Origin of the sequence: Brevundimonas sp. MEB006b, assembly GCF_030209705.1 — a bacterium.
Lineage (GTDB): Bacteria > Pseudomonadota > Alphaproteobacteria > Caulobacterales > Caulobacteraceae > Brevundimonas.
Map to the genome: position 1 here is coordinate 467,860 of NZ_JARVRL010000005.1, position 21,550 is coordinate 489,409.

Here is a 21,550-nt window from a genome sequence, read left to right on the forward strand (position 1 = left end):
TTTTCTTGCCCGCGATCAGCCGCGCATTCGGCTCAGGCGCGCAGGACTGCCAAGGCGACGCTCGGCGCCGGAGAGGTATCAATGCGGACAACCGTCCAGCCGGAGGCGGCCGCCATGGCTTGGATCGATCCAGGCGTGAACTTGCGCGAGCTTTCGGTGTGGATCGTCTCGCCGGTCACGAAGCGGAATGTCCGATCTCCGATGCGCGCGGTCGTCGGCGCGATCGCTTGCAGATGCATTTCCATGCGCGAGGCGTCCGGGTTCCACACGGCGCGGTGAACAAAGGCGTCCACATCGAAATCAGCATCCAACTCGTGATTGGCGCGGATCAGAACATTGCGATTGAAGGCCGCCGTGACGCCTTGGCTGTCGTCATAGGCGGCGACCAGGATCGCAGGGTCTTTGACCAGATCGACGCCCAGAATGAACAACGCCCCCTCGCCCAGCATCCGACGCGCCGCCGCCAGGAACTGCTCGGCCTCGTCCGGTTGCAGATTACCGATGGTCGAGCCGGGGAAGAAGCCGATTCGCCGTCCCGACGGCAGATCTTCGGGCAGCGGCGCCAAATGCTCGAAGTCCCCCAAAACCGGCTGCACGCGCAGCGTCGGATAGTCATCGCGGACGCGAATGGCGGCGTCCATCAGAGCACTCTCGCTGATGTCGAGCGGAACGTAGGCGCCGAGGTCGGTGGCGGCGTCCAACAAAATCCGCGTCTTCTCGCTGGCGCCGGATCCGAATTCGACCAGCACCGCGTCGGGGCCAAAGTCGGCCGTCAACTCTGCTGCGCGATCGCGCAACAGCGCCATTTCCTGCCGGGTCGGATAGTATTCGGGCAGCACGGTGATGTCTTCGAACAGGCGCGACCCGTCCGCGTCATAGAACCACTTCGGCGGCACGGCCTTTTGCGCACGCGACAGCCCTTCGATCATATCCTTTCGAAAGGCGGCGGTTTGGGCGTCGTCCGCTGCGGCGTCTCGCGCCACGGTCCGATCTTCAGCCAGTCTCAAACCCATGAAGGCCCACCTCTGTTGGGGATAGAAGAAGTTGCGATAGGTGATGCGGTCATGGCCCGGCGGTGTGGCTAACGATCCGCCTCGCAGCACCATCTGATTGGCCATGAACTTGCCGTTGTATTCGGCGGCGGTGCCCGGCGTCGGCTGAAAACCGGGATAGGGCGCATAGGCGCTGGACGTCCACTGCCACACTTCGCCAGCCAGGTTCGAGAACGCATCAGGCGAAGAGGCGGCGGCATGTTCCCATTCCGCCTCGGACGGCAGTCGCTTGCCGGCCCAACGGGCAAAGGCGTCGGCCTCATAAAAGCTGATGTGGCGAACCGGCGCAGCAGGATCGACAGGTTTACGCCCCGTCAGACCCATCACGGTCCAGTCGCCATCCGCCAAACGCCAATACAGCGGCGCGGTCCAGCCCTCAGCCTTGACCGTCGCCCAGCCGTCCGACAGCCACAGGTCGGAACGCGAATAGCCGCCATCCTGGATGAAGGCGATCCAGTCGCCGTTGGTCACCAAATCCGCAGCCAGAGCGAACGGCTCCAGCCAGACACGGTGCGCAGGCCCCTCATTGTCGAAGGCGAAGCCCGCTTGGTCGTGGCCGATCGTCACCAGACCGCCGTCGAACGCCACCGTTCCACCACGCCTGATCTGGAGCGTCTCGGCTCTGGGCTCGATCTCATAGGCGGCGGGGTCGAGCGGAGAGCGCGACATCAGGTTCAGCACATCCATCAGGAAAAGCTCCTGATGCTGCTGGTCGTGGTGCAGACCCAGCTCGAACAGATAGCGTTGATGGCCGCTGGTCTCGCCCTGCGCCAGCCAGGCTACCATGCGGCGGTCGATCTCTCGGCGATAGGCCAGGACCTCATCGACGGAGGGGCGAGTCATCAGCCCGCGCTGGTCCCGCCTGACCCGCTCGCCCAAGGCCTCATAGTAGGAGTTGAACAGTTGCTGGAAACGCGGATCCACCGGCTGGTATCCGGGATCAGACGACAGGATCATCGCTTCGAAAAACCAGCTGGTGTGCGCCAGATGCCATTTCCCTGGGCTGCAATCCGCCATCGACTGGGCTGACAGATCCTCGGCAGACAGACCTTCAGCCAGAGCGATCATGCGCGCGCGAACAGACTTGAACCGCGCCACGTCTGACGCAACCCGCGGGTCGGGCTCGGAGCGCGCATTCATGTCAGCTGTCCCGTCCGACACCAGCCCCAGCGCCTTGTCAGTGCCGAAAAAACGCACCAACAAGGCCAAGGTTCCCAAGCACTTGGCGTTCGGGATCACATATCAGCGCATCGGGCGGCCGCCATGTTTGGCGTATTCCAACCGCGCGATGGTGCGATTATGGACTTCGTCCGGGCCGTCGGCGATGCGCAAGGTGCGGACACCCGCGTAAAGCTCGGCCAAAGGCGTGTCGCCCGAGACACCGGCGCCACCAAACGCCTGAATGGCGTCGTCGATGATCTGCAAAGCCATCTTCGGCGCGGCGACCTTGATCTGGGCGATCTCGGAACGCGCGTTCTTGGCTCCCGCCTGATCCATCATCCAGGCGGCCTTCAGCACCAGCAGGCGGCACATCTCGATGTTGGTGCGAGCCTCCGCGACGCGCTGTTCCCAGACCGAGTGTTCCGCCAACTGCTTCTTGAACGCCGTCCGGCTCAGCAGCCGCGTCACCATCAGTTCCAGCGCCCGCTCGGCTGCGCCTATCGTGCGCATGCAGTGGTGAATACGGCCCGGGCCAAGCCGCCCTTGGGCGATCTCGAAGCCCCTGCCCTCGCCCGCGATCAGGTTCTCGACCGGCACGCGGACGTTCTCCAGCACGACCTCGGCATGGCCGATCGGCTTTTCGTCATAGCCGAACACCGACAGCATCCGCTCGACACGGAATCCAGGCGTATCGGCCGGCACGATGATCTGCGACTGCTGGGCGTGGGATGCGGCGTCCGGATCCGTCTTGCCCATGACGATGGTCACGGCCAGATTCGGATGGCCCATATTGGTCGACCACCACTTGCGGCCGTTGATGACATAGTGGTCGCCGTCGCGCTCGATCCGGGTCTGGATGTTGGTGGCGTCGGATGAGGCGACTTCAGGCTCGGTCATCAGGAAGGCCGAACGGATTTCGCCGGCCATCAGGGGCTTCAGCCAGCGCGCCTGCTGTTCGGCGTTCCCGTACATATGGAGCACCTCCATATTGCCGGTGTCGGGGGCGTTGCAGTTGAACACCTCGGCCGACCACAGATGCCGCCCCATCATCTCGGCCAGCGGCGCGTATTCCAGATTTGTCAGACCCGCCCCGTGTTCGCCGGGCAGGAACATGTTCCACAGCCCGGCCTCCTTCGCGGCCGCCTTCATCGTCTCCATGACCGGCGGCTGACGGTTCGTATCTTCGCGCACCTGGGCGAAATATTCAGCTTCGCGCGGGATGACCTGCTCGTCCAGGAAGCGACGGACGCGGGCGTGCCAATCCAGGGCGCGGTCGGAATGTTTGAAGTCCATGTCGTTTCCTCTTTCCCGTTCGCGTCTCTGCCGGACGCTCGATACGAAAACGGCGCGGTCCCTGGTCGGGAGCCGCGCCGCCATAACTGGTCGTTTAGACCGGCATCAGCGCTTCAGCAGCGGAGCCAGTTTCTGGGCGATCATCATGTCGCCGGCGATCTTCAGCTTGCCCTGCATGAAGGCCATCATCGGGTCCAGCTTGCCTTCCGACAGGGCCATGAAGTCATCCCACTTCATCGAGACGGTGGCGTCGGCGGGCTTGTCTTCGTTGGTGACCGTATTGGGCGTGGAGGCGCCATCGATGTAGATCTTGCCCTCGTCGCCGAGGTCGAGCTTGACGGTCTTGCCGAGGCCGGAGTTGTCGCCGACGGCGCCGCGGATGTGTTCGGTGACTTGTGCGAGATCGGGCATTGGGGGCGTCTCCCTGTTGGACGTTGTGAACTATGGGTTAGCCCGCATCGGCGGGGGCGCCAAGATCACGTCGGGGAAAGCTCGGTCACTTCTCGTCAGCGGAGCTGGAATACAGGCTGGCTGCGCCTAGCGCGACCATGAAGAAGGCGAACGCCGTCACGATAGCGGCGACGAAGGGAACAGCGGATTGCGGCATTGGAAATCTCCTCTGCCTTCGTTCTGAGCGCTATCGCACCAGGGCGCCTTGATCAGGATCAAATCCTTATTTGTCGGGATCGCCGTCGCGGAACCGCCACTTCATCACAAGCACGCCGGACGCCATCACCAAGGCGCATGCGTTGGCGACCGTGACAGGCCAGGCCTTCGTCATGATCCCATAGACGACCCAAAGCACGAAACAGGTCACGGTCAGGGAATAGGTCTTCAAGCTGACCGATGACGCGTCGCGCTCTTTCCAAATCTTGACCGCCTGAGGCGCGAAGCTAGTGATCGAGCAGATCGCAGCCGCCGAGCCAACGATATTGGCGACAAGGTCGCTCATGCCGCGATCGTCGACATGACGTTGAGGCTAAATCTGCACATGCCGCACTCTCAGCGGCCGCCCCAAGGGATGTCAGCGTCGGACGCCAGGCGGCGGCCGTCTGGCCTGGGTCACCTGTTCGAAGGCGTAACCCAGAGAAAGGATGCGCGCATCGTCCCACTTCCCGCCGAGGAAGCTGATTCCCACCGGCATTCCCCGATCAAAGCCCATCGGCACGGTCAGGTGCGGATAGCCAGCGACGGCGGCCAGTCGGCTGGCCGATCCCTGCATATCGTCGTCGTCCTTGGGATCGTTGGTCCAGGCGCGCGACGTGGTGGGCGCGATCAGGGCGATCACGCCATTCTCCCTCATCAGTCGATCGATGCCCTCCGGCCCCGCCAGTCTAAGCGAGGTTGCGCGCGCCTCCAGATAGTCAGCGTCTGTCAAATCGCCCATCGCCTGGGCGCGCTCAAAGATGTCCTGACCGAACAGCACCGTCTCGCGCGGTTCGGCGGCGTTGAAGGCGATGACGTCGGCCAGGGTGCGGGTGCGGACCTGCTGCGGGTCGGTCGAGGCCAGATAGAGGTTCAGATCGTGCTTCAGCTCATAGAGCAACACCTTGAACTCGGCCGCGCCGATGGCGCGACCGTCCGGTCCCTCGGGCAGATCGACCAGCACGGCGCCGGCATCGCGCAAGGCCTTCAGGTTCTGCTCGAACACCGCCTGCGTTTCGGGCGAGTAGCCTTTCAGGAACCGCATCACCCCGATCCGCGCGCCGCGCAACGCGTTGGCGTCCAGCCCGGCGGCGTAATCGACCTTGCGCGCATCGGCCTCGACCGTCGCCGGATCGGCCGGATCGGACCCGGCGATGACGGTCAGCACCCTGGCCGCATCCCTGACGGTGGTCGCCATCGGCCCGGCCGTGTCCTGCGAATGGCTGATCGGCACGATGTGGGTGCGCGAGACCAGGCCCACGGTCGGCTTGAACCCGACCACGCCGTTGACCGACGCCGGGCAGGTGATCGAACCGTCCGTCTCCGTCCCGATGGCGACGGGCGTCAGCCCCAGCGCCATCGCCGCCCCGCTGCCGGACGACGACCCACAAGGCGTGCGCGCGGGATCGTAGGGGTTCAGCGTCTGGCCGCCGACGGCGCTCCAGCCGCTGATCGAGTCCGACGACCGGATATTGGCCCATTCCGACAGATTGGTCTTGCCGACGATTACGGCCCCAGCGGCGCGCAGGCGCGTGACCAGCGGCGCGTCCCGTCCCGGCGCATTGTTTGCCAGCGCCAACGATCCGGCGGTGGTCGGCATGTCCGCCGTCTCGATATTGTCCTTCAGCAGGATCGGCATGCCGGAAATCGCAGACACGCCCCGGCTGGGTGATGTCGCGGTCCAGACCAGCACCGAATGGGCGCTGTCGTTCGCCCGCCCCGCCGCGACCACGGCGGATGCAGCTGGATAGGCGCCCTGCCCGGTCGCGCAGCCCGCAAGGGCCAGCGCGACCGCAGCCGCCAGAATCAGTCGGCCTTGGGTTCGGCCCGCTTGCCGATCGTGCGGTCCAGGAAGTCGAGATAGGTGCGCCATTGTTGCAGTTGCCTCGGATCGCCGCGGACGCCGTGCCGCTGGCCGGGATAGAGCATCATCTCGAACGGCACGCTCTTGGCCTGCAAGGCGTCGATGACGCGCGTCGCATTGCCGAAGATGACGTTGTCGTCGGCCATGCCGTGCAACAGCAGCAGGCGCCCCGTCATGTCGTCCAGTCGCGGCAGGACGTCAGTCGCGGCATAGCCCTCCGGATTGGCCTGGGGCGTGGACATATACCGTTCGGTATAGTGGGTGTCGTACAGGCTCCATTCCGTCGGCGCCGCGCCCGCCAGGGCCGAGGCTAGGCCGGCGTCCTTGTCGGTCAGGGTCAGCAGGCTGAGGAAGCCGCCGAAGCTCCAGCCCATCACCGCGATATGGTCGGCATCGACGTAAGGCAGGGTCTTCAGCCATTGCGCGGCCTGGGCCTGATCCTCGACCGCCGGAATGCCCAGACGGCGATAGATGCTGGTCTCGAACGCCTGCGACCGGTCACCCTCGCCGCGATTGTCGACGCGGAAGACGATGTAGCCCGCCTCGGTCAGCAGTTGGTTGGTCAGCGGCTGCCAGCTCTTCTGCACGCCTGCCCCGGTGCCGGGGCCGCCGTAGACCTGCATCACCACCGGATACTTCTTGGACGGATCGAAGTCCGGCGGCGTGGTCATGCGCCACACCAGGGTCTGACCATGGCTCTGCATCGTGCCGAACTCAGGCGTGCGCAGGCGCGAGACGTAAGGGGCGAACGGATGGCTGGCGTCGAGCTTGTTCTCTTCGATCCAGCGCACGCGCGTGCCGTCGATGCGGTACAGCGCCGACTGCGTCGGGGTCGCCGGGTCCGAATAGTTGCCGACATAGGCCGTCGCCGGCCCGTTAACCGACACCGTCCACCAGCCGCCGCCCGGCGTCACCGCGACCGGATCGACCGTGCGGTTCAGGTTGGCGCGGAACATCTGCTGCTCGATCGGCAGCTCCTTGCCGTCGCGCATCGAGGCGGTGAAATAGACGTCGCCGGTCTGTTCGTTGACGCCGTCCAGATGTTTGACCGGATAGTCGCCGCGCGTGATGGCCCGCAGCCGTCGCCCGTTACGGTCGTACAGATACAGGTGCCGCCAGCCCGAATCCTCATTGGACCAGATGAACCGGCCGTCAGACAGGACGCGGAAGTCGTCGTTCAGATCGACCCAGGCCTGCGCCTTCTGGCTCAGGATCACGCGTGACGCGCCGGTCGTCGGATCGACGCTCAGCAGATCCAAAGTCTTCTGGTCGCGAGACTGGCGTTGGACATACAGTGTCTTGCCGTCGCCGGACCAGTTCACCCGCGCCAGATAGACGTCGGGATTGGATCCCAGGTCCACCTTGACCCGGCCCCCGCCCTGCAGGTCGCGCACATACAGTTCGACCACCGCATTGGGTCGGCCTGCGCGAGGATAGCGCTGCTCCACCATCGTCGCGCCGCCGCCGGTGATCTCGAAGCGCGGCACGATATCGACCGGGCTTTCGTCCACACGCGTCATGGCGATGTAGCGCTCGTCGGGGCTCCACCAGTAGCCGGTGTCGCGATCCATCTCCTCCTGGGCGATGAACTCGGCCGTAGCCCAGGTGATCAGACCCGCGCCGTCGTCGGTGATCGGCGTCTCCTTGCCGCTGGCCAAGTCATAGACGATCAGGTTCTGGTCGCGGACATAGGAGACATAGCTGCCCTTGGGCGATACCTTGGCGTCGATCTCGTCGGCGGGCGTCTCGGTCAGGCGGCGCACCTTGCCGTCCGCCCGGTTCGCCAGGAAGATGTCGCCTTCCAGCGGCGCCAGGATGTAGCGGCCCTGCTGGTCCCAAGAATATTCGACCACGCCGCGCGCACTGATCCGCATCCGCTCGCGCCGGGCTTTTTCGGCCTCCGACAGTTCGCCGGCGTCGGGAACCAGCGCCCGTGCGTCGATCAGCTTGTAGGGTTCGCCCTCACCCGTCGGCGCGGCCCACAGGTCCTGCACATCCACATTGTCCTCGCGCGAGCGCAGGAAGGCGACCAACTGGCCGTCAGGCGACAGGCTGACCCCCTTGGCCACCGGCCCGTTCAGGCTGGGGCTGGAAAACACCCGCTCGGGCGTCAGGATGTTGGAGGGCGTCTCCTGCGCAAGCGCCGAACTGGCGGACAGGAGGATGGTCGAGGCGAGAAGAAGGGTGCGCATGGGTCGGGACGCTAGCGGTGCTTCTGCAAGCCGTCACGAGGAAATGTCGTCGCCGTGTGAAAGGCTTGTCCTTCCCTGCGAGGGGTTCTCAGATTAGAGAGACGCACGATGACAGACGCCGCCCTCTCCCCCGCCCCCGTGAAAGCCAGTCCGTTTAACGAGCTGGAGGTTCTGTGGGTGCGCCACTGGACCGACAGCCTGTTCAGCTTCGGCGTCAAACGGCCCGAGGACTTCCGCTTCCGCTCGGGCGAGTTTGTGATGATCGGCCTGCCCGGCGAAGACGGCGGAAAGCCTGTTTTGCGCGCCTATTCCATCGCCAGCCCTTGCTGGGCCGAGGAGCTGGAGTTCTTCTCGATCAAGGTCGCCGACGGCCCCCTGACCTCGCGCCTGCAGAAGATACAGCCCGGCGACACCGTCCTGATGGGCAAGAAGCCGACGGGCACCCTGGTGCTGGACGCCCTAACCGGCGGCGAGCGCCTGTTCCTGATCGGCACGGGAACGGGTCTGGCGCCCTGGCTCAGCGTCGCGCGCGATCCAGAGACCTATTCCCGCTTCGGCCATGTCTATGTGATCCACACGGTCCGCAGCGTCGCCGACCTGGCCTATCGCGACTTCTTCACCCGCGAGATCCACGACGATCCACTGATCGGCGAAGAGGCCCAGGCACAGCTGACCTATTACCCCACCGTGACCCGTGAGGATTTCGAAACCCCCGGCCGGATCACCGACCGCATCAAGTCCGGCGACTTCTTCCGCGACCTGAACCTACCCGAAGGGTTCGACCCCGCCCGCGACCGCGCCATGCTGTGCGGCTCCATGGCCATGATCAAGGAAGCCGGCGAACTGCTGGAGACCTATGGCCTGAAGGAAGGCTCCAACGCCGAACCGGCAGACTATGTGCTGGAGCGGGCCTTCGTCGGTTGACGGCCTTGGCTTGGGCCGCCTGACCCGCTAACCCCACGCCCATGTCAAAGCCTGCTCTTGTCGCCGTCGATGCGCGCGTCGATCCCGCCGAATGCCAGTCGATGGCCGAGGTCCGCCAGGGCGTCGACGCCCTGGATCGCGCCCTGGTCGCCCTGCTGGCCGAGCGCCAGCGCTACATGGACGCCGCCGCTCGCATCAAGCCCGGCCGCGACGCCGTCTTCGACCAGGCCCGTATCGACGACGTGGTCGCCAAGGTGCTGGTCTCCGCCGAGGCCCACCATCTCTCGCCCGACATCGCCGAACCCGTCTGGCGCCTGCTCATCGACCGCTGCATCGCCCACGAGTTCGCCACCTATGACCGCACGCGCAGTTGAACGTGACAAGCCCGTCTAGGTCTTGAGACTTCTCAGCATGATTTCGTGGCGATAGGCCGCGACATCAGCCAAGGCCGCCTCCAGCGCATCGCGCACCCGCTCCACAGCCGGCGCGGCCAGCTTCTGATCCACTGCTTCCGCCTCGGCGCAGATCATCGCCAGGTCTCGCGCGCCGATGCCCGCCGCCGCGCCCCGGATCGTATGGACCCCGTCGCGCCAGCCCTCGACCTTGGGATCCAGCATGACGGACCACAGGCCGGCCTGATTGACGAACAGGCCCAACACCTCCTCATTGATGGCGTCGTCCCCGCCCGTCATGCCGTTCAGCACGGCGAAATCGACGGCGCCCGTCAGATCGCGCAACGCCATCAGGCCGCCGTCTCCTCGCCCTTGGCGAGGCGGGAGTTCCGCGAGGACCACAGCAGATAGATCGCCACGCCGACCACGTTCCAGACCACGAAGCCGATCTGCGTCACCGGCTTCAGGCTCAGGAAGAAGACCAGGCAGCCGATCACGCTGACCGCTCCAACGACCGGCCATAGCGGCGCCTTGAACACCCGCTTGCGACCCGGCTCGCGGATGCGCAGCACGATCAGGCAAACCCCGACCGAGCAGAAGGCCGCCAGCGTCCCGGCGTTGGCCAGCGACGCCAGTTCGTCCAGCGGCAACAACCCTGCCAGAATCGCCACGACGATGGCGGTGAACACAGTCACCACCGCCGGCACGCCCCGGCTCGATACCTTGGCCAGGCGACGCGGCAGCAGGCCATCGCGCGCCATGCCCAGGAAGATGCGGCTTTGCCCGAACAGGAAGGCCAGCAGGACGGTCGGAAGCGCGATCACCGCCGCAGCGGCGATCCACTGGGCCGCCGTCCCGTGCCCCATCTGACGCAGAATCAGGGCCAGCGGCTCGGGGCTGCTGGCGAAGGTCGCGACCGGCCGCGCGCCAATGGCTGCGGCCGCGACCACCAGATACAGCGCCGTGCAGATCAGCATAGAGCCGACGATGCCGATGGCCAGGTCACGTTCGGGCTTCTTGGTTTCTTCCGCCGCCGTCGAGATCGCGTCGAAACCATAGAAGGCGAAGAAGATGATCGCCGCCGCCGCCATCACCCCGGTCTGGACGAAGGGCGCGCCGAAGCCGTTGGGCATGAAGGGCGTGAAATGCTCTGGCTTGAACGCAGGCAGGGCGATGGCGACGAACACCACCAACGCCGCGATCTTGATCAGAACCAGCACCGCGTTCAGCGTGGCGCTTTCCTTGGTGCCTAGCAGAAGCAGGCCCGTCACCACCCCTATGATGGCCACGGCCGGCAGGTTGATGACTCCCCCCGCATGCGGCCCGGCGACCAGCGCCGTCGGCAGATCGATCCCCAGCCCGCTCAGGAAACCGACCGCATAGCCGGACCAGCCCACCGCCACGGCGCTGACGACCAGCGAATATTCAAGGATCAGGCTCCACCCTACGATCCAGGCGATCAACTCACCCAGCACGGCATAGGAATAGGTGTAGGCGCTGCCCGCCGTCGGCATCATGGTCGACAGCTCGGCATAGCCCAGAGCGGCGCAGGCGCAGACTAGTCCCGCGAGGCCGAAGCTAATCAAAACGGCCGGACCCGCCAACCCCGCCCCGACCCCGATCAGTGTCAGGATGCCGGTGCCGACGATGGCCCCCACGCCCAGGGCCAGCAGGTGCGGCCAGCTCAACGTCGGCTTCAGCCGCGGTCCGTCGTGCGGCGCCATCATGGTGTCGATCGATCGACGCCGGTTCCAGAAGGCCATGATGTTCGCTCCCCCGCCGCTTGCCGCGGCTGATTCCACGGGGACCATACTCCGTCGCAGAAAGTTTGCGAAAGCGCTTGCCAACCCCCGAACCGCTGGGTAGTAGGAGCGCCCTTCGGCAAGGCCTCGCCCCCCCGAAGACGCAGACGATCGGTCGGGTGATTAGCTCAGTTGGTAGAGCAGCTGACTCTTAATCAGCGGGTCGTAGGTTCGAACCCTACATCACCCACCATCGTCTTTCTTCAGAATGTATGGATACACGGCTGGCTGGCTTTACTGCGAGGCTAGATCGCGTTTTTCGCCGGTTTGTATCGGCCCGTCAGAGAACCAGGATCGACAAGCGCGGCAGTTCGCGCAACTGATCGCACGGGCGGCCGCCGCCCTGCCCGACCACTCCACCACCTTCACCGGTTACGCCCGATGACTCCTGCTCCGCTGAAACGCATTCTGATCGTCGGGGGCGGCACGGCCGGCTGGATGGCCGCCGCCGCGCTGGCGCACGTCACGCGCGGCACGGTGAAGATCGAACTGGTCGAGTCCGAGGTTATCGGCACGGTCGGCGTCGGCGAGGCCACCATTCCGCCGATCCTGCTGTTCAACCAGTTGCTGGGCATCGACGAGAACGAGTTTGTCCGCGCCACCCAAGCCACCTACAAGCTGGGTATTCAGTTCAACGACTGGTTCCAGAAGGGCCGGAGCTATTTCCACCCGTTCGGAACCTATGGCACGCGCATCGACGCCGCCTCCTTCCACCAATATTGGCTAAGGCTGAACAAGGCGGGGCTGGACGACGACCTGGACGCCTATTCCGTCACGACGATGGCGGCGCGCATGGGCCGGTTCACCCGGCCTGACACCGACCCGCGCGGCGCCGGCTCGCAGATGACCTACGCCTTCCATTTCGACGCCGGCCTGTACGCCAAGTTCCTCCGCCAGCGCGCCGAGTCGCAAGGCGTCGTGCGTCATGAGGGCAAGATCGCCGACGTGCGCCTGCGCGACGGCGACGGCTTCATTCAGTCGGTGCGGTTGGACGACGGCCGCGAGCTGGAGGCGGACTTCTTCATCGACTGTTCGGGCTTCCGCGGCCTGCTGATCGAAGGGGCGCTGAAGACGGGCTACGAGGACTGGACCCACTGGCTGCCCGCCGACCGTGCGGTGGCCATGCCCTGCACCCGCGTCGGCGATCCGACGCCCTACACCCAATCGACGGCCCTTGAAGCGGGGTGGCGCTGGCGCATTCCGCTGCAGCACCGCACCGGCAACGGCTATGTCTATTGCAGCCCCTTCATCTCGGACGACGAGGCCCAGGCCAAGCTGCGCGCCTCCCTGGACGGCGAGGCGATGGCTGAACCCAACTTCCTGCGGTTCACCACCGGTCGCCGAAAGAAGACCTGGAACAAGAACTGTCTGGCCTTGGGCCTGGCGTCGGGTTTCCTGGAACCGCTGGAGTCGACCAGCATCCATCTGGTGCAGTCAGGCATATCCAAACTGCTGCTGCACTTCCCCGACACTGGCTTCGCCCAGGCCGATATCGACAACTACAACCGCATGATGCGGCTGGAGACCGAGCGCATCCGCGACTTCATCATCCTGCACTATCACGCAACGGCGCGCGACGACTCGCCCCTGTGGCGCCACGTGCGGGCCATGCCGATTCCCGAGACGCTGAAGCAGAAGATGGACCAGTTCCGCAGCCGGGGCCGCATCTTCCGCTATGAGGACGAGCTGTTTCAGGAGACGAGCTGGATCGCCGTGCTGCTCGGCCAAGGCGTCATCCCCGAGCGGCATGATCCGATCACGGAGACCATCCCTCTGGAGCAGGTCCAGCAATGGTTGCAGAAGATGAAGGCGATGATCCAGCAGGGTGTGGCGCGGATGCCGACCCACGAGGCCTTTATCGCCGCCAACTGCAAGGCGCCGCGGATCAACTGAACGACTCGACACGACCAACCTGATTAGGTCTGAACAGACCGTTGAGCTCTTGGATTTCGCGCGGCGTGGCTTAAATGCCGATGCCTGCCGCTGAACGGAATCCGACCTATGGCCGACTACGACTACGACCTCTTCGTCATCGGCGCCGGTTCGGGCGGGGTGCGAGCGGCGCGGCTGACGGCGCTGGACGGCAAGAAGGTCGCGGTCGCCGAGGAATATCGGGTCGGCGGCACCTGCGTCATTCGTGGCTGTGTGCCCAAGAAGTTCATGGTCATGGCGTCCGAGGTCAGCCACGCGCTCGAGATCGCCGAGGGTTACGGCTGGTCGTTCGACAATGCGAAGTTCGACTGGCCGACCTTCCTTGAAGCCAAGGACGTCGAGATCGCGCGCCTGTCCGGCATCTATGCCGCCAATCTGGGCAAGGCCGGGGTCGAACTGGTCCACGGGCGGGCGGTCCTGAAAGACGCCCACACGGTCGAGATCGTCGGCAAGGATCGCACCATCACCGCCGAGAAGATCCTGATCGCCACGGGCGGCCGTCCTTGGAAGCCGGACGAAATGCCGGGGATCGAGCACGCGATCACGTCCGAAGAAGCCTTCCACCTTCCGGAACTCCCTAAGCGCATCCTGATCGCAGGCGGCGGCTATATCGCGGTGGAGTTCGCCGGCATCTTCGCGGGCCTAGGCGTGGAGACGACCCTGATCTATCGCGGCCCCAACATCCTGCGCGGCTTCGACGACGATGTGCGCGCGCACCTGGCCGGAGAGATCGAAAAGCGCGGCATCAAGGTCATTCTGGGATGCCAGCACGAGAAGATCGAAAAGACCGACACCGGCTTGGTCAACCACCTCGAAAACGGGATGAAGCTGGAGACGGACGTCGTTATGTTTGCCACCGGCCGCATTCCTTACGTCAAGGATCTGGGGCTGGAGAGCGCAGGCGTCGAGCTGAATGAAGCGGGCGCCATCAAGGTCGATCCCCATTCGAGGACGACGGCCGACAATATCTGGGCCATCGGCGACGTCACCGACAGGATGAACCTGACGCCCGTCGCCATCCGCGAAGCCGTCGCCTTCCATCAGACCGTTTATCGCGACAATCCCCAGCATTTCGACTACGAGGCCGTGGCCACTGCCGTCTTCAGTCAGCCGCCGGTCGGGGTCGTGGGCCTCAGCGAGGCGGAGGCCCGCCGCTCCTGCTCGAACGGCGTCGATGTCTATGTCACCCGGTTCCGGCCCATGAAATACGCCTTCACCGGCTCGGATGAGCGGGTGCTGATGAAGCTGGTGGTCGACGCCGACAGCCAGCGCGTGGTCGGCGTTCACATCGTTGGCCCCGACAGCCCCGAGATGATCCAGCTGGCCGCCATCGCCGTGAAGGCCGGTCTGACCAAGGCCCAGTGGGACGCCACCTGCGCCGTCCACCCGACCATGGCGGAAGAGCTGGTCACGCTGAAGGAAAAACAGTCGGGCGCGACCTCCGCCGGCTGACGCGCGCTCTCAGGGCCGGGGCCGCTCGCGGAACCGTTCCAGCAGGTCCAGCCGCGCGCTGAACGGCACGGGCGTCACGGTCGGTCCCGGATTGACGAAGTTCATCAGCCGGGTGTCTCTCAGCGTCGCCGCGGGCCAGCGCGGCCGCCCAACGCCGTTGGGATCGCCCGAGCGCGCGAATGCGGTCCAATAGCCCATCATGGCCTCCGACGCCTTCCGGTCCCGATCCTCGACCGGATACGGCAGGGTGTTCAACGTGCCGAACACATAGGGCCGCTCGATCGCATGGGTCGCGCCGCCATGCGGCTCGGGATTCTGCGGCGACGAGATATCGAACCGATAGAGCCAGGCCGGATGGCCCGCCTTGGCATGCAGCCGCGCCAGCATCCGGGCCGGCTCGGAGAACACCAGATCCGTGATCGCCAGCTTGTCGAACGCCTCCAGCCCGCCATAGGCCTGGACGGCGTCGGCGCGCTCGAGCCAGGTCATGTCGTCGTCGATCTGACCATAGCCGTTGCGATCCGTGGGCCGCATCCACCAGAACTCGGCGCTGTTGCTGCCGATGATGAAGGGCACCGGGGCCTGCCGCCCCGCCTTGAACGCCGCCTCGACGGTGGACAGCACGACTCGCCCGTCGATCAGCGTCAGGTCGCCGTTGGCGAAGACCGGAGGCGGCGTCAGGAACAGATCGGCCGGCGCCGCGCGCAAATCCGCCGCCGTTCGCAGTCCCGCGCCGTAGGCCCAGACTTCGCCGCGCTCCCGCGCTGAAGGCGCGCCATAGGCGCCCTTGCGGTCCAGCGGCGTCTGCAACTCCCGCCCCAGGCCGGACTGAACGATCGCCCGATCGAACAGACCGCGCGCCGGCGGAGAAATCATCAGCCGCGTGACGATCGCCCCGCCCGCCGATTCGCCGAAGATGGTCACGTTGTTGGGGTCGCCGCCAAAGGCCGCGATATTGGCGCGCACCCATTTCAGCGCCGCCGTCACGTCCATCAGGCCGTAATTCCCCGCCGCCTCGCCTGCCGGACGCTCGGCCGCCAGCGCCGGATGATCGAAGAAGCCCAGCCGCCCCAGCCGATAGTTCAGCGTCACCACGACCATGCCGCGCTTGGCCAGGTTGGTTCCATCATACAGCGGCGCGGTTCCCGACCCGTTCACCAGGCCGCCGCCGTGGATCCAGACCATGACCGGCGCGGGCTGAGCCGCGCTGATGGGCCGCCAGACGTTCAGGTTCAGGCAATCCTCGCTCATCGGCAAGGGACCGACGCCAGGGTCGCCATTCGGGGGCGCCTGAATGCACAGCGGGCCATAGGCCGAGGCGTCGCGCTGGCCCTGCCAGGTCGGCGCGGGGCCGGGCGGTCGCCAACGCCGCTCGGCCGTCGGCGGCGCGGCATAGGGAATATTCTTGAACGCCGCCACTTCGGCATCGGCGCGTCCGTTCAGGACGCCCTGCGGAATGCGGACGGTGGGCTGGTCGGCTGCGGGCGCCATCATGAGCGAGAGGGTGGCGAAAACGCCGGCGATTGTCATGCGCGCTGATTAGCAAATTACGGCGGCGCGCCAATAATCTTACGATCACAGTTCACGACACGCGACGAGAGAACCGATTTCGATATGGCGCGTTATCGCCAAGCTGTGCGGGGTAGGCGTTGAACGAAACAGTGAAATCAAGCGACCTGACCGTCGATCTGGGCGCGGCTTTTGAAGCCTCCCCCAATCCATACGTGCTGATTACGCCTGACCTACGCATCGCCGAGGTCAACCAGGCCTATATGGATGTGACCGGAGCCAAGCGCAGCGATGTGCTGGGTCAGCCTCTCTTTGCCGCCTTTGACTCCGGCCCCGGATCCGATGCCCCTGAGAATGTTAGACAGGTGCGCGCCTCGCTTGAAAAGGCGCGAGACACACGTCAACGCGATCATCTCGCCGTGGTGCGCTTTTCGATGCCTCGAGTGCTAGCTGACGGCACCGAGGGTTTTGAGGAACGTCTGTGGAGCGCCACCCATACGCCCATCTTGAACGCCGACGGCGAAGTGGTCATGCTGCTTCAGCACACCACGGATGTGACGGACCTGGCGCCCGTCATCCGCCCGGATGAGCCGACCACCGCGCTGGACGCCATCGTCGGCGGCTCGGTCCTGCGTCGCGCTCAGTCGGTGCAGGAGGACAATCGTCGCCTCGAGACCGAGCGCAATCGTCTCGTTGAAATGTTCATGCAGGCGCCCGGCTTCGTCGCCATCCTGTCCGGGCCGGATCACCGGTTCCAGATGCATAACGACGCCTACAGCCAACTCATCGGTCACAGGGATATCGCCGGAAAGCCCGTCAGGCAGGCCCTGCCGGAACTGGAAGGCCAAGGCTTCTACGAGTTTCTCGATAGCGTCTTCGCCACAGGCGAACCCTATGAAGGCCGCGAAAGCGCGGCCCAACTGCAGCGCAAGCCCGACGGGCTGCTCGAAACCGTCTATCTCAACTTCATCTATCAACCGATCCGCGACGACTCAGGCGCGGTCGTCGGCATCTTCGTTCAGGGCCACGACATCACCGAAAACGTCCTGGCCGCGCAGCGTCAGAAGCTGATGATCGACGAACTGAACCACCGCGTGAAGAACACCCTCGCGACGGTCCAATCCATCGCCATCCAGACGGCCCGTTCCAACACCGACCCGGCCAGCTTCGCCGAGACCTTCCAGTCCCGGATCATGGCGCTGTCGCACACCCACAATCTGCTGACGCAAAGCCATTGGGAGGGCGCAGACCTGCGCGCCATTTTGGAGCACGAGACTGAAGCCTACGGGCCGACCCGAATAAGCCTGAATGGCCCGCCGGTGTCGCTGGAGCCCGCCGTCGTCCTGTCTCTGGGCATGATCTTCCACGAGCTTGCGACGAATGCCGCCAAATACGGCGCCCTGCATACGCCGGACGGTCGTATCCTCATCGACTGGGGTTTGGCGGATCAGCGCGACCGGAAACTGAAGCTGAGCTGGCGCGAAATCGGCGGGCCGAAAGTTGCGGTTCCGGACAGAAGAGGCTTCGGTAGCCGTTTGATTGAACGAAACATTCGACATGATCTGGCGGGCGAGATCGATCTGGTCTACGCCCCTGACGGATTGATCGCGGAACTGACGGTTCCACTGGACAGGACGGCCGCACAATGACTCAACCTCTGACCGGTCGCCGTGTCCTCGTGGTCGAAGATGAGTCGCTCGTCGCCATGCTTCTGGAAACGATTCTGGAAGACATGGAATGCGTGCCGATCGGTCCCGCCTCCAATGTGGACGACGGTCAAAGACTGGCCCGGGACACGGAAAATCTCGACGCCGCCTTGCTGGACGTGAACGTCGCCGGCCGTCAGGTTTTTCCCGTCGCCGAGGCGTTGAAGGAACGCGGCGTGCCGTTCGTCTTTTCAACCGGCTACGGCGAAGGCGGTTTGCCCGACGAATGGCGCGGCCAGCCCACGATCCAAAAGCCCTTCACTGAAGCCGCCATCCGCGACGCCCTGATGAAGGCCATGGGCGTCGCCGAAGTTTAAAGACCTACTTTAGCACTGTAGTAAAGCAAGGGCCTGCCCAACCAGTAGCTAAGCTCGGCCGGTCGTAAGATATCCCAGATCACAAGGTCGGCCGCCTTACCGACTTCGACAGTCCCGATCTCACCCAACAGACCCAGCGCCCGCGCCGCCTCCCGCGTTGCGCCGGCCAAAGCCTCTTCCGGCGTCAGACGGAACTGCACGCAGGCGAGGTTGAGCGCGGCGGTCATGGAAGCGATGGGAGAGGTGCCGGGGTTGCAGTCGGTGGCGACGGCCATTGGCACGCCGTGCCGGCGCAGTCGATCGATGGGCGGCGCCTGGGTCTCGCGCAGCATCAGATAGGCGCCGGGCAAAAGGACGGCGACCACGCCGGCGGCGGCCATGGCGGCGACGCCTTCCTCGGTCGCATGTTCGATGTGATCGGCGGACAGAGCCTGATAGCGCGCCGCTAGGGCAGCACCACCGCCGTTCGACAACTGGTCGGCGTGCAGCTTGACCGGTAGCCCCAGCGCGCGCGCCTTGTCGAAAAGACGCGACACTTCTTCGGTCGAGAAGGCAATGGGCTCGCAGTAGGCGTCGACCGCGTCGACCAGACCTTCGGCATGGGCGGCGGGCAGGATGTGGTCGATGGCCAAGCCTACATAGGCGGCCCGGTCGTCGCGATATTCAGGCGGCACGGCATGCAGGCCCAGATAGCTGGTACAGACACGCACGCCGCCCTCGCGCCCGATCCTGCGTGCGACGCGCAGCATCTTCAGCTCGGTCTCAAGGTCCAACCCATAGCCGGACTTGATCTCGACGGTGGTGACCCCTGTGGCCATCAGCCCCGCCAGACGCGTCATGGCGGAAGCGAACAGGTCGTCCTCAGACGCCGCCCGCGTAGCCTTGACCGAGGAGACGATGCCCCCGCCGGCGCGTGCGATTTCCTCATAGGTCGCGCCGCCGAGCCGCTGTTCGAACTCGGCAGAACGGTCTCCGCCGAACACCAGATGGGTGTGGCAGTCGATCAGGCCAGGCGTGATCCATCGCCCCTCCAGCCGCTCGGTTTCAGCCGCCTCTACGGGCGGCAGGTCAGCGCGCGGTCCCACCCAGGCGATGCGGCCATCGGCGACGACCACGGCGGCGTCCTGAATCGCGCCATAAGGGACCGCTCCCTCGACCATGGTGGCTACATGGCAATCGATCAGCAGACGATCGGCCTTCATCGGCGAGGCTCCTTGGCCAAAACGGGTGAATGGGCTGACGAGAAACGCGCGACCAGATCGTAGCGGTCGCCGGGGAAGGTCTGCCAGACCCGCGTCACCCCCTGCCCGTCCCGCCACGTCCGCCGCTCGACGCACAGGCAGGCGGCGCCGGGCTTGAGTTCCAACAGGCGTGCAGCGCGGGCGTCGGCCGCGATGGCCGAGATGCGGTTCTCCGCCTCGGTCCAGGGCGCGGAGTCCAAGAGCCAGCTTCCCGGCGGAACCGTACGAAAATCGACGTCTATGGCTTGAGGCGCCGCGCCGAGCGCGATGAGCCGATATTCCAAAGCCAGGGGCGCGCCGTCGGCGCTGTGCAGACAGGTCAGATCCAACAGAAGACCACCCGACGCCAGTTCAATTTCGTCCGCACCGTCCGGCTCGCGTTCGATCCGCTCCAGCAGGACATAGCCGTAAGCCTGCCCCCGCTCGACCACCTCCGCCCGCAGGTCGGGAATGGCCAGGACGGCGGCATGGGCCTTGGGCTGGGCGACGAAGGTGCCGGCGCGGCGACGGCGCGTCACCAGTCCCCGCCCCGCCAGTTCGGAAATGGCCTTGGACACCGTCATGCGCGAACAGCCGTAGCGTTCGGTCAGCTCATGCTCGAACGGAATCCGGTCGCCGGGCGACAGGTCGCCGGACAGGATACGCCCCTCCAGATCGGCGTAAATGCGGCGATGCAGGCTCACCCCAGCACCGTCGCCAGCGCCTTGCGATAGCGCGCCTCGATCGCGTCGCGCGCGATATGGCGGCCGTCCTTCACGACCTCGCGCCCCGCGCGCCAGACTGACGAAATCGAGCCCGTCGGAGCGCCGAAGATCCAACTGTCGAGCACCGCATCGCCTGATCGTCCGGCGAAGGCGACGCCGCTCGTATCTAGCGACACGATGTCCGCCGACGCGCCGACGCTCAGACCCGATGCGGCGCCGGTGGCCTGGGCGCCGCCCGCCAATGCGCGCTCGAACAGAGCGCAGCCCGTCGAGCGCTGGAGGTCCGCCATGACCGCACGGCCGCGCAGCGCCAGACGCTGGCTGTATTCCAGCATCCGCAGTTCTTCGGCCACGCCGATCTGGACGTTGGAATCCGTGCCGATGCCGAACCGCCCGCCAGTCCGTGTGAACTCGGCCGCCGGAAAGACACCGTCCCCCAGATTGGCCTCTGTGATCGGGCACAGGCCGACGACGGCGCCGCGTTCGACCAAGCCACGCCATTCGGCCTCGGTCACGTGGGTGGAGTGGATCAGGCACCAGCGCGGATCGACCGGCGCATTGTTAAGCAACCATTCGACCGGCCGCGCCCCCGACCAGGCCAGGCAGTCCGCGACTTCCTTGGTCTGTTCCGCGACATGGATATGGATCGGCCCGTCGCCCGCCAGCGCAGGCATGGCCGCCAACTCTTCCGGACTGACGGCGCGCAGGCTGTGCGGCGCGACCCCGACCACGGCGTCGGACAGATCGGCGGTCAGGGTCCGGCATCGCGCGACCAGATCGGCGAATCCGTTCAGATCGTTGATGAAACGCCGCTGTCCATGCGCCGGCGGCTGTACGCCGAACCCGGCATGGGCGTAGAAAACCGGCAGCAGGGTCAGGGCGATGCCCGTCGCCTGCGCCGCCGCTGTGATCCGCGCAGCGATCTCGGCCCGGTCCGAATAGGCCGCGCCCGACGGGTCATTGTGCAGATAGTGGAACTCGGCGACGCGGGTGAAGCCGCCCTCCAGCATTTCCATGAAGGCCAGGGCGGTGATGGCCTCGATCTCTTCCGGCCCGCCCCGATCAAGGAAGCGGTACATTAACTCGCGCCACGTCCAGAAGTCGTCATCCGAAGGTCCCCTCGCCTCGGTCAGGCCCGCCATGGCGCGCTGAAAGGCGTGGCTGTGAACATTGGCGACGCCCGGCAGGGCGACACCGCCCCCTTCGTCAGCCGGGCTGCGCGCAACTTCTTTGTCCAGACTGACAATCCGTCCGCCAGCCACGCCGATCCGCACATCTTGCGCCCATCCCTCCGGCAAGAGGGCCGCGTCGAACCAGAGGGTGCGATCCACAGGCTGCGGCTGAAGGGTCACTGGACAGGTCCG

General features: G+C 65.5%; 18 protein-coding genes and 1 tRNA gene. 7 read left to right on the forward strand and 12 right to left on the reverse strand.

The genetic code is table 11. The annotated features are described in order from the left end of the window. Positions 1-32: 32 nt before the first annotated feature. From egtB to QRN13_RS08725, 6 genes are all read right to left on the reverse strand, one after another. Positions 33-2,192 carry an ergothioneine biosynthesis protein EgtB gene (gene egtB / locus QRN13_RS08700; protein WP_284877751.1) on the reverse strand — a complete coding sequence of 720 codons (2,160 nt, stop codon included), beginning with the start codon at positions 2,190-2,192 and terminating at the stop codon, positions 33-35. A gap of 102 nt (positions 2,193-2,294) precedes the next feature. Next, a complete protein-coding gene (locus QRN13_RS08705; RefSeq protein WP_284877598.1) occupies positions 2,295-3,506 on the reverse strand; it encodes an acyl-CoA dehydrogenase family protein in 1,212 nt (403 codons plus the stop codon). 105 nt (positions 3,507-3,611) lie between these two features. Continuing rightward, entirely contained in the window at positions 3,612-3,917 is a 306-nt protein-coding gene (locus QRN13_RS08710; RefSeq protein ID WP_017506191.1) for an SCP2 sterol-binding domain-containing protein, read from the reverse strand. 262 nt (positions 3,918-4,179) lie between these two features. Then, positions 4,180-4,458, reverse strand: coding sequence for a SemiSWEET family sugar transporter (locus tag QRN13_RS08715; RefSeq protein WP_284877599.1), 279 nt, complete (start codon positions 4,456-4,458; stop codon positions 4,180-4,182). A 72-nt stretch (positions 4,459-4,530) separates the two neighbouring features. Then, entirely contained in the window at positions 4,531-6,024 is a 1,494-nt protein-coding gene (locus QRN13_RS08720) for an amidase (protein WP_284877600.1), read from the reverse strand. After that, on the reverse strand, positions 5,958-8,207 hold the full coding sequence (locus QRN13_RS08725) for a S9 family peptidase (protein ID WP_284877601.1): 2,250 nt from the start codon (positions 8,205-8,207) through the stop codon (positions 5,958-5,960). Before QRN13_RS08725 ends, QRN13_RS08720 begins: the two co-directional genes overlap by 67 nt. A 108-nt stretch (positions 8,208-8,315) precedes the next feature. On the opposite strand from QRN13_RS08725, the gene QRN13_RS08730 reads away from it, so the two are divergent. Then, positions 8,316-9,131, forward strand: coding sequence for a ferredoxin--NADP reductase (locus QRN13_RS08730; RefSeq protein ID WP_284877602.1), 816 nt, complete (start codon positions 8,316-8,318; stop codon positions 9,129-9,131). Between the two features lie 41 nt (positions 9,132-9,172). Next, complete coding sequence (locus QRN13_RS08735; RefSeq protein WP_284877603.1) at positions 9,173-9,505, forward strand: chorismate mutase; 333 nt, start codon at positions 9,173-9,175, stop codon at positions 9,503-9,505. A 15-nt stretch (positions 9,506-9,520) separates the two neighbouring features. On the opposite strand, the gene QRN13_RS08740 is transcribed toward QRN13_RS08735, so the two are convergent. Both QRN13_RS08740 and QRN13_RS08745 read right to left on the reverse strand, forming a co-directional pair. Beyond that, complete coding sequence (locus QRN13_RS08740) at positions 9,521-9,874, reverse strand: Hpt domain-containing protein (protein WP_284877604.1); 354 nt, start codon at positions 9,872-9,874, stop codon at positions 9,521-9,523. Further along, positions 9,874-11,286 carry an amino acid permease gene (locus QRN13_RS08745; RefSeq protein ID WP_284877605.1) on the reverse strand — a complete coding sequence of 471 codons (1,413 nt, stop codon included), beginning with the start codon at positions 11,284-11,286 and terminating at the stop codon, positions 9,874-9,876. The genes QRN13_RS08740 and QRN13_RS08745 overlap by 1 nt, the downstream gene beginning before the upstream one ends. Before the next feature lie 156 nt (positions 11,287-11,442). Between QRN13_RS08745 and QRN13_RS08750 the strand changes: the two genes are divergently transcribed. The 3 genes from QRN13_RS08750 (at position 11,443) to gor (ending at position 14,709) form a co-directional block, all read left to right on the forward strand. After that, positions 11,443-11,518, forward strand: a tRNA-Lys gene (locus tag QRN13_RS08750). Positions 11,519-11,706: 188 nt separating this feature from the next. Further along, the gene (locus tag QRN13_RS08755) at positions 11,707-13,218 is read left to right on the forward strand and encodes a tryptophan halogenase family protein (RefSeq protein WP_284877607.1); all 1,512 of its coding nucleotides are present in this window, start codon (positions 11,707-11,709) and stop codon (positions 13,216-13,218) included. 108 nt (positions 13,219-13,326) lie between these two features. Then, positions 13,327-14,709: a glutathione-disulfide reductase gene (gene gor / locus QRN13_RS08760; RefSeq protein ID WP_284877608.1), complete on the forward strand. Its 1,383-nt coding sequence runs from the start codon at positions 13,327-13,329 to the stop codon at positions 14,707-14,709. 9 nt (positions 14,710-14,718) lie between these two features. Here gor and QRN13_RS08765 read toward each other — a convergent pair whose 3' ends face one another. Then, on the reverse strand, positions 14,719-16,239 hold the full coding sequence (locus QRN13_RS08765; RefSeq protein ID WP_284877609.1) for a carboxylesterase/lipase family protein: 1,521 nt from the start codon (positions 16,237-16,239) through the stop codon (positions 14,719-14,721). A 131-nt stretch (positions 16,240-16,370) separates the two neighbouring features. Between QRN13_RS08765 and QRN13_RS08770 the strand changes: the two genes are divergently transcribed. Further along, entirely contained in the window at positions 16,371-17,867 is a 1,497-nt protein-coding gene (locus QRN13_RS08770) for a sensor histidine kinase (protein ID WP_284877610.1), read from the forward strand. Further along, the gene (locus QRN13_RS08775; protein ID WP_091747160.1) at positions 17,864-18,241 is read left to right on the forward strand and encodes a response regulator; all 378 of its coding nucleotides are present in this window, start codon (positions 17,864-17,866) and stop codon (positions 18,239-18,241) included. Before QRN13_RS08770 ends, QRN13_RS08775 begins: the two co-directional genes overlap by 4 nt. Here QRN13_RS08775 and hutI read toward each other — a convergent pair. The 3 genes from hutI to QRN13_RS08790 are packed head-to-tail and all read right to left on the reverse strand — an operon-like array spanning position 18,238 to position 21,538. Next, positions 18,238-19,443 carry an imidazolonepropionase gene (gene hutI / locus QRN13_RS08780; protein ID WP_284877611.1) on the reverse strand — a complete coding sequence of 402 codons (1,206 nt, stop codon included), beginning with the start codon at positions 19,441-19,443 and terminating at the stop codon, positions 18,238-18,240. The two genes, QRN13_RS08775 and hutI, sit on opposite strands and share 4 nt — an antisense overlap. Further along, the gene (hutC, locus tag QRN13_RS08785; protein WP_284877612.1) at positions 19,440-20,165 is read right to left on the reverse strand and encodes a histidine utilization transcriptional repressor HutC; all 726 of its coding nucleotides are present in this window, start codon (positions 20,163-20,165) and stop codon (positions 19,440-19,442) included. The genes hutI and hutC overlap by 4 nt, the downstream gene beginning before the upstream one ends. Continuing rightward, positions 20,162-21,538 carry a formimidoylglutamate deiminase gene (locus QRN13_RS08790; RefSeq protein WP_284877613.1) on the reverse strand — a complete coding sequence of 459 codons (1,377 nt, stop codon included), beginning with the start codon at positions 21,536-21,538 and terminating at the stop codon, positions 20,162-20,164. Before QRN13_RS08790 ends, hutC begins: the two co-directional genes overlap by 4 nt. Positions 21,539-21,550: the final 12 nt, after the last annotated feature.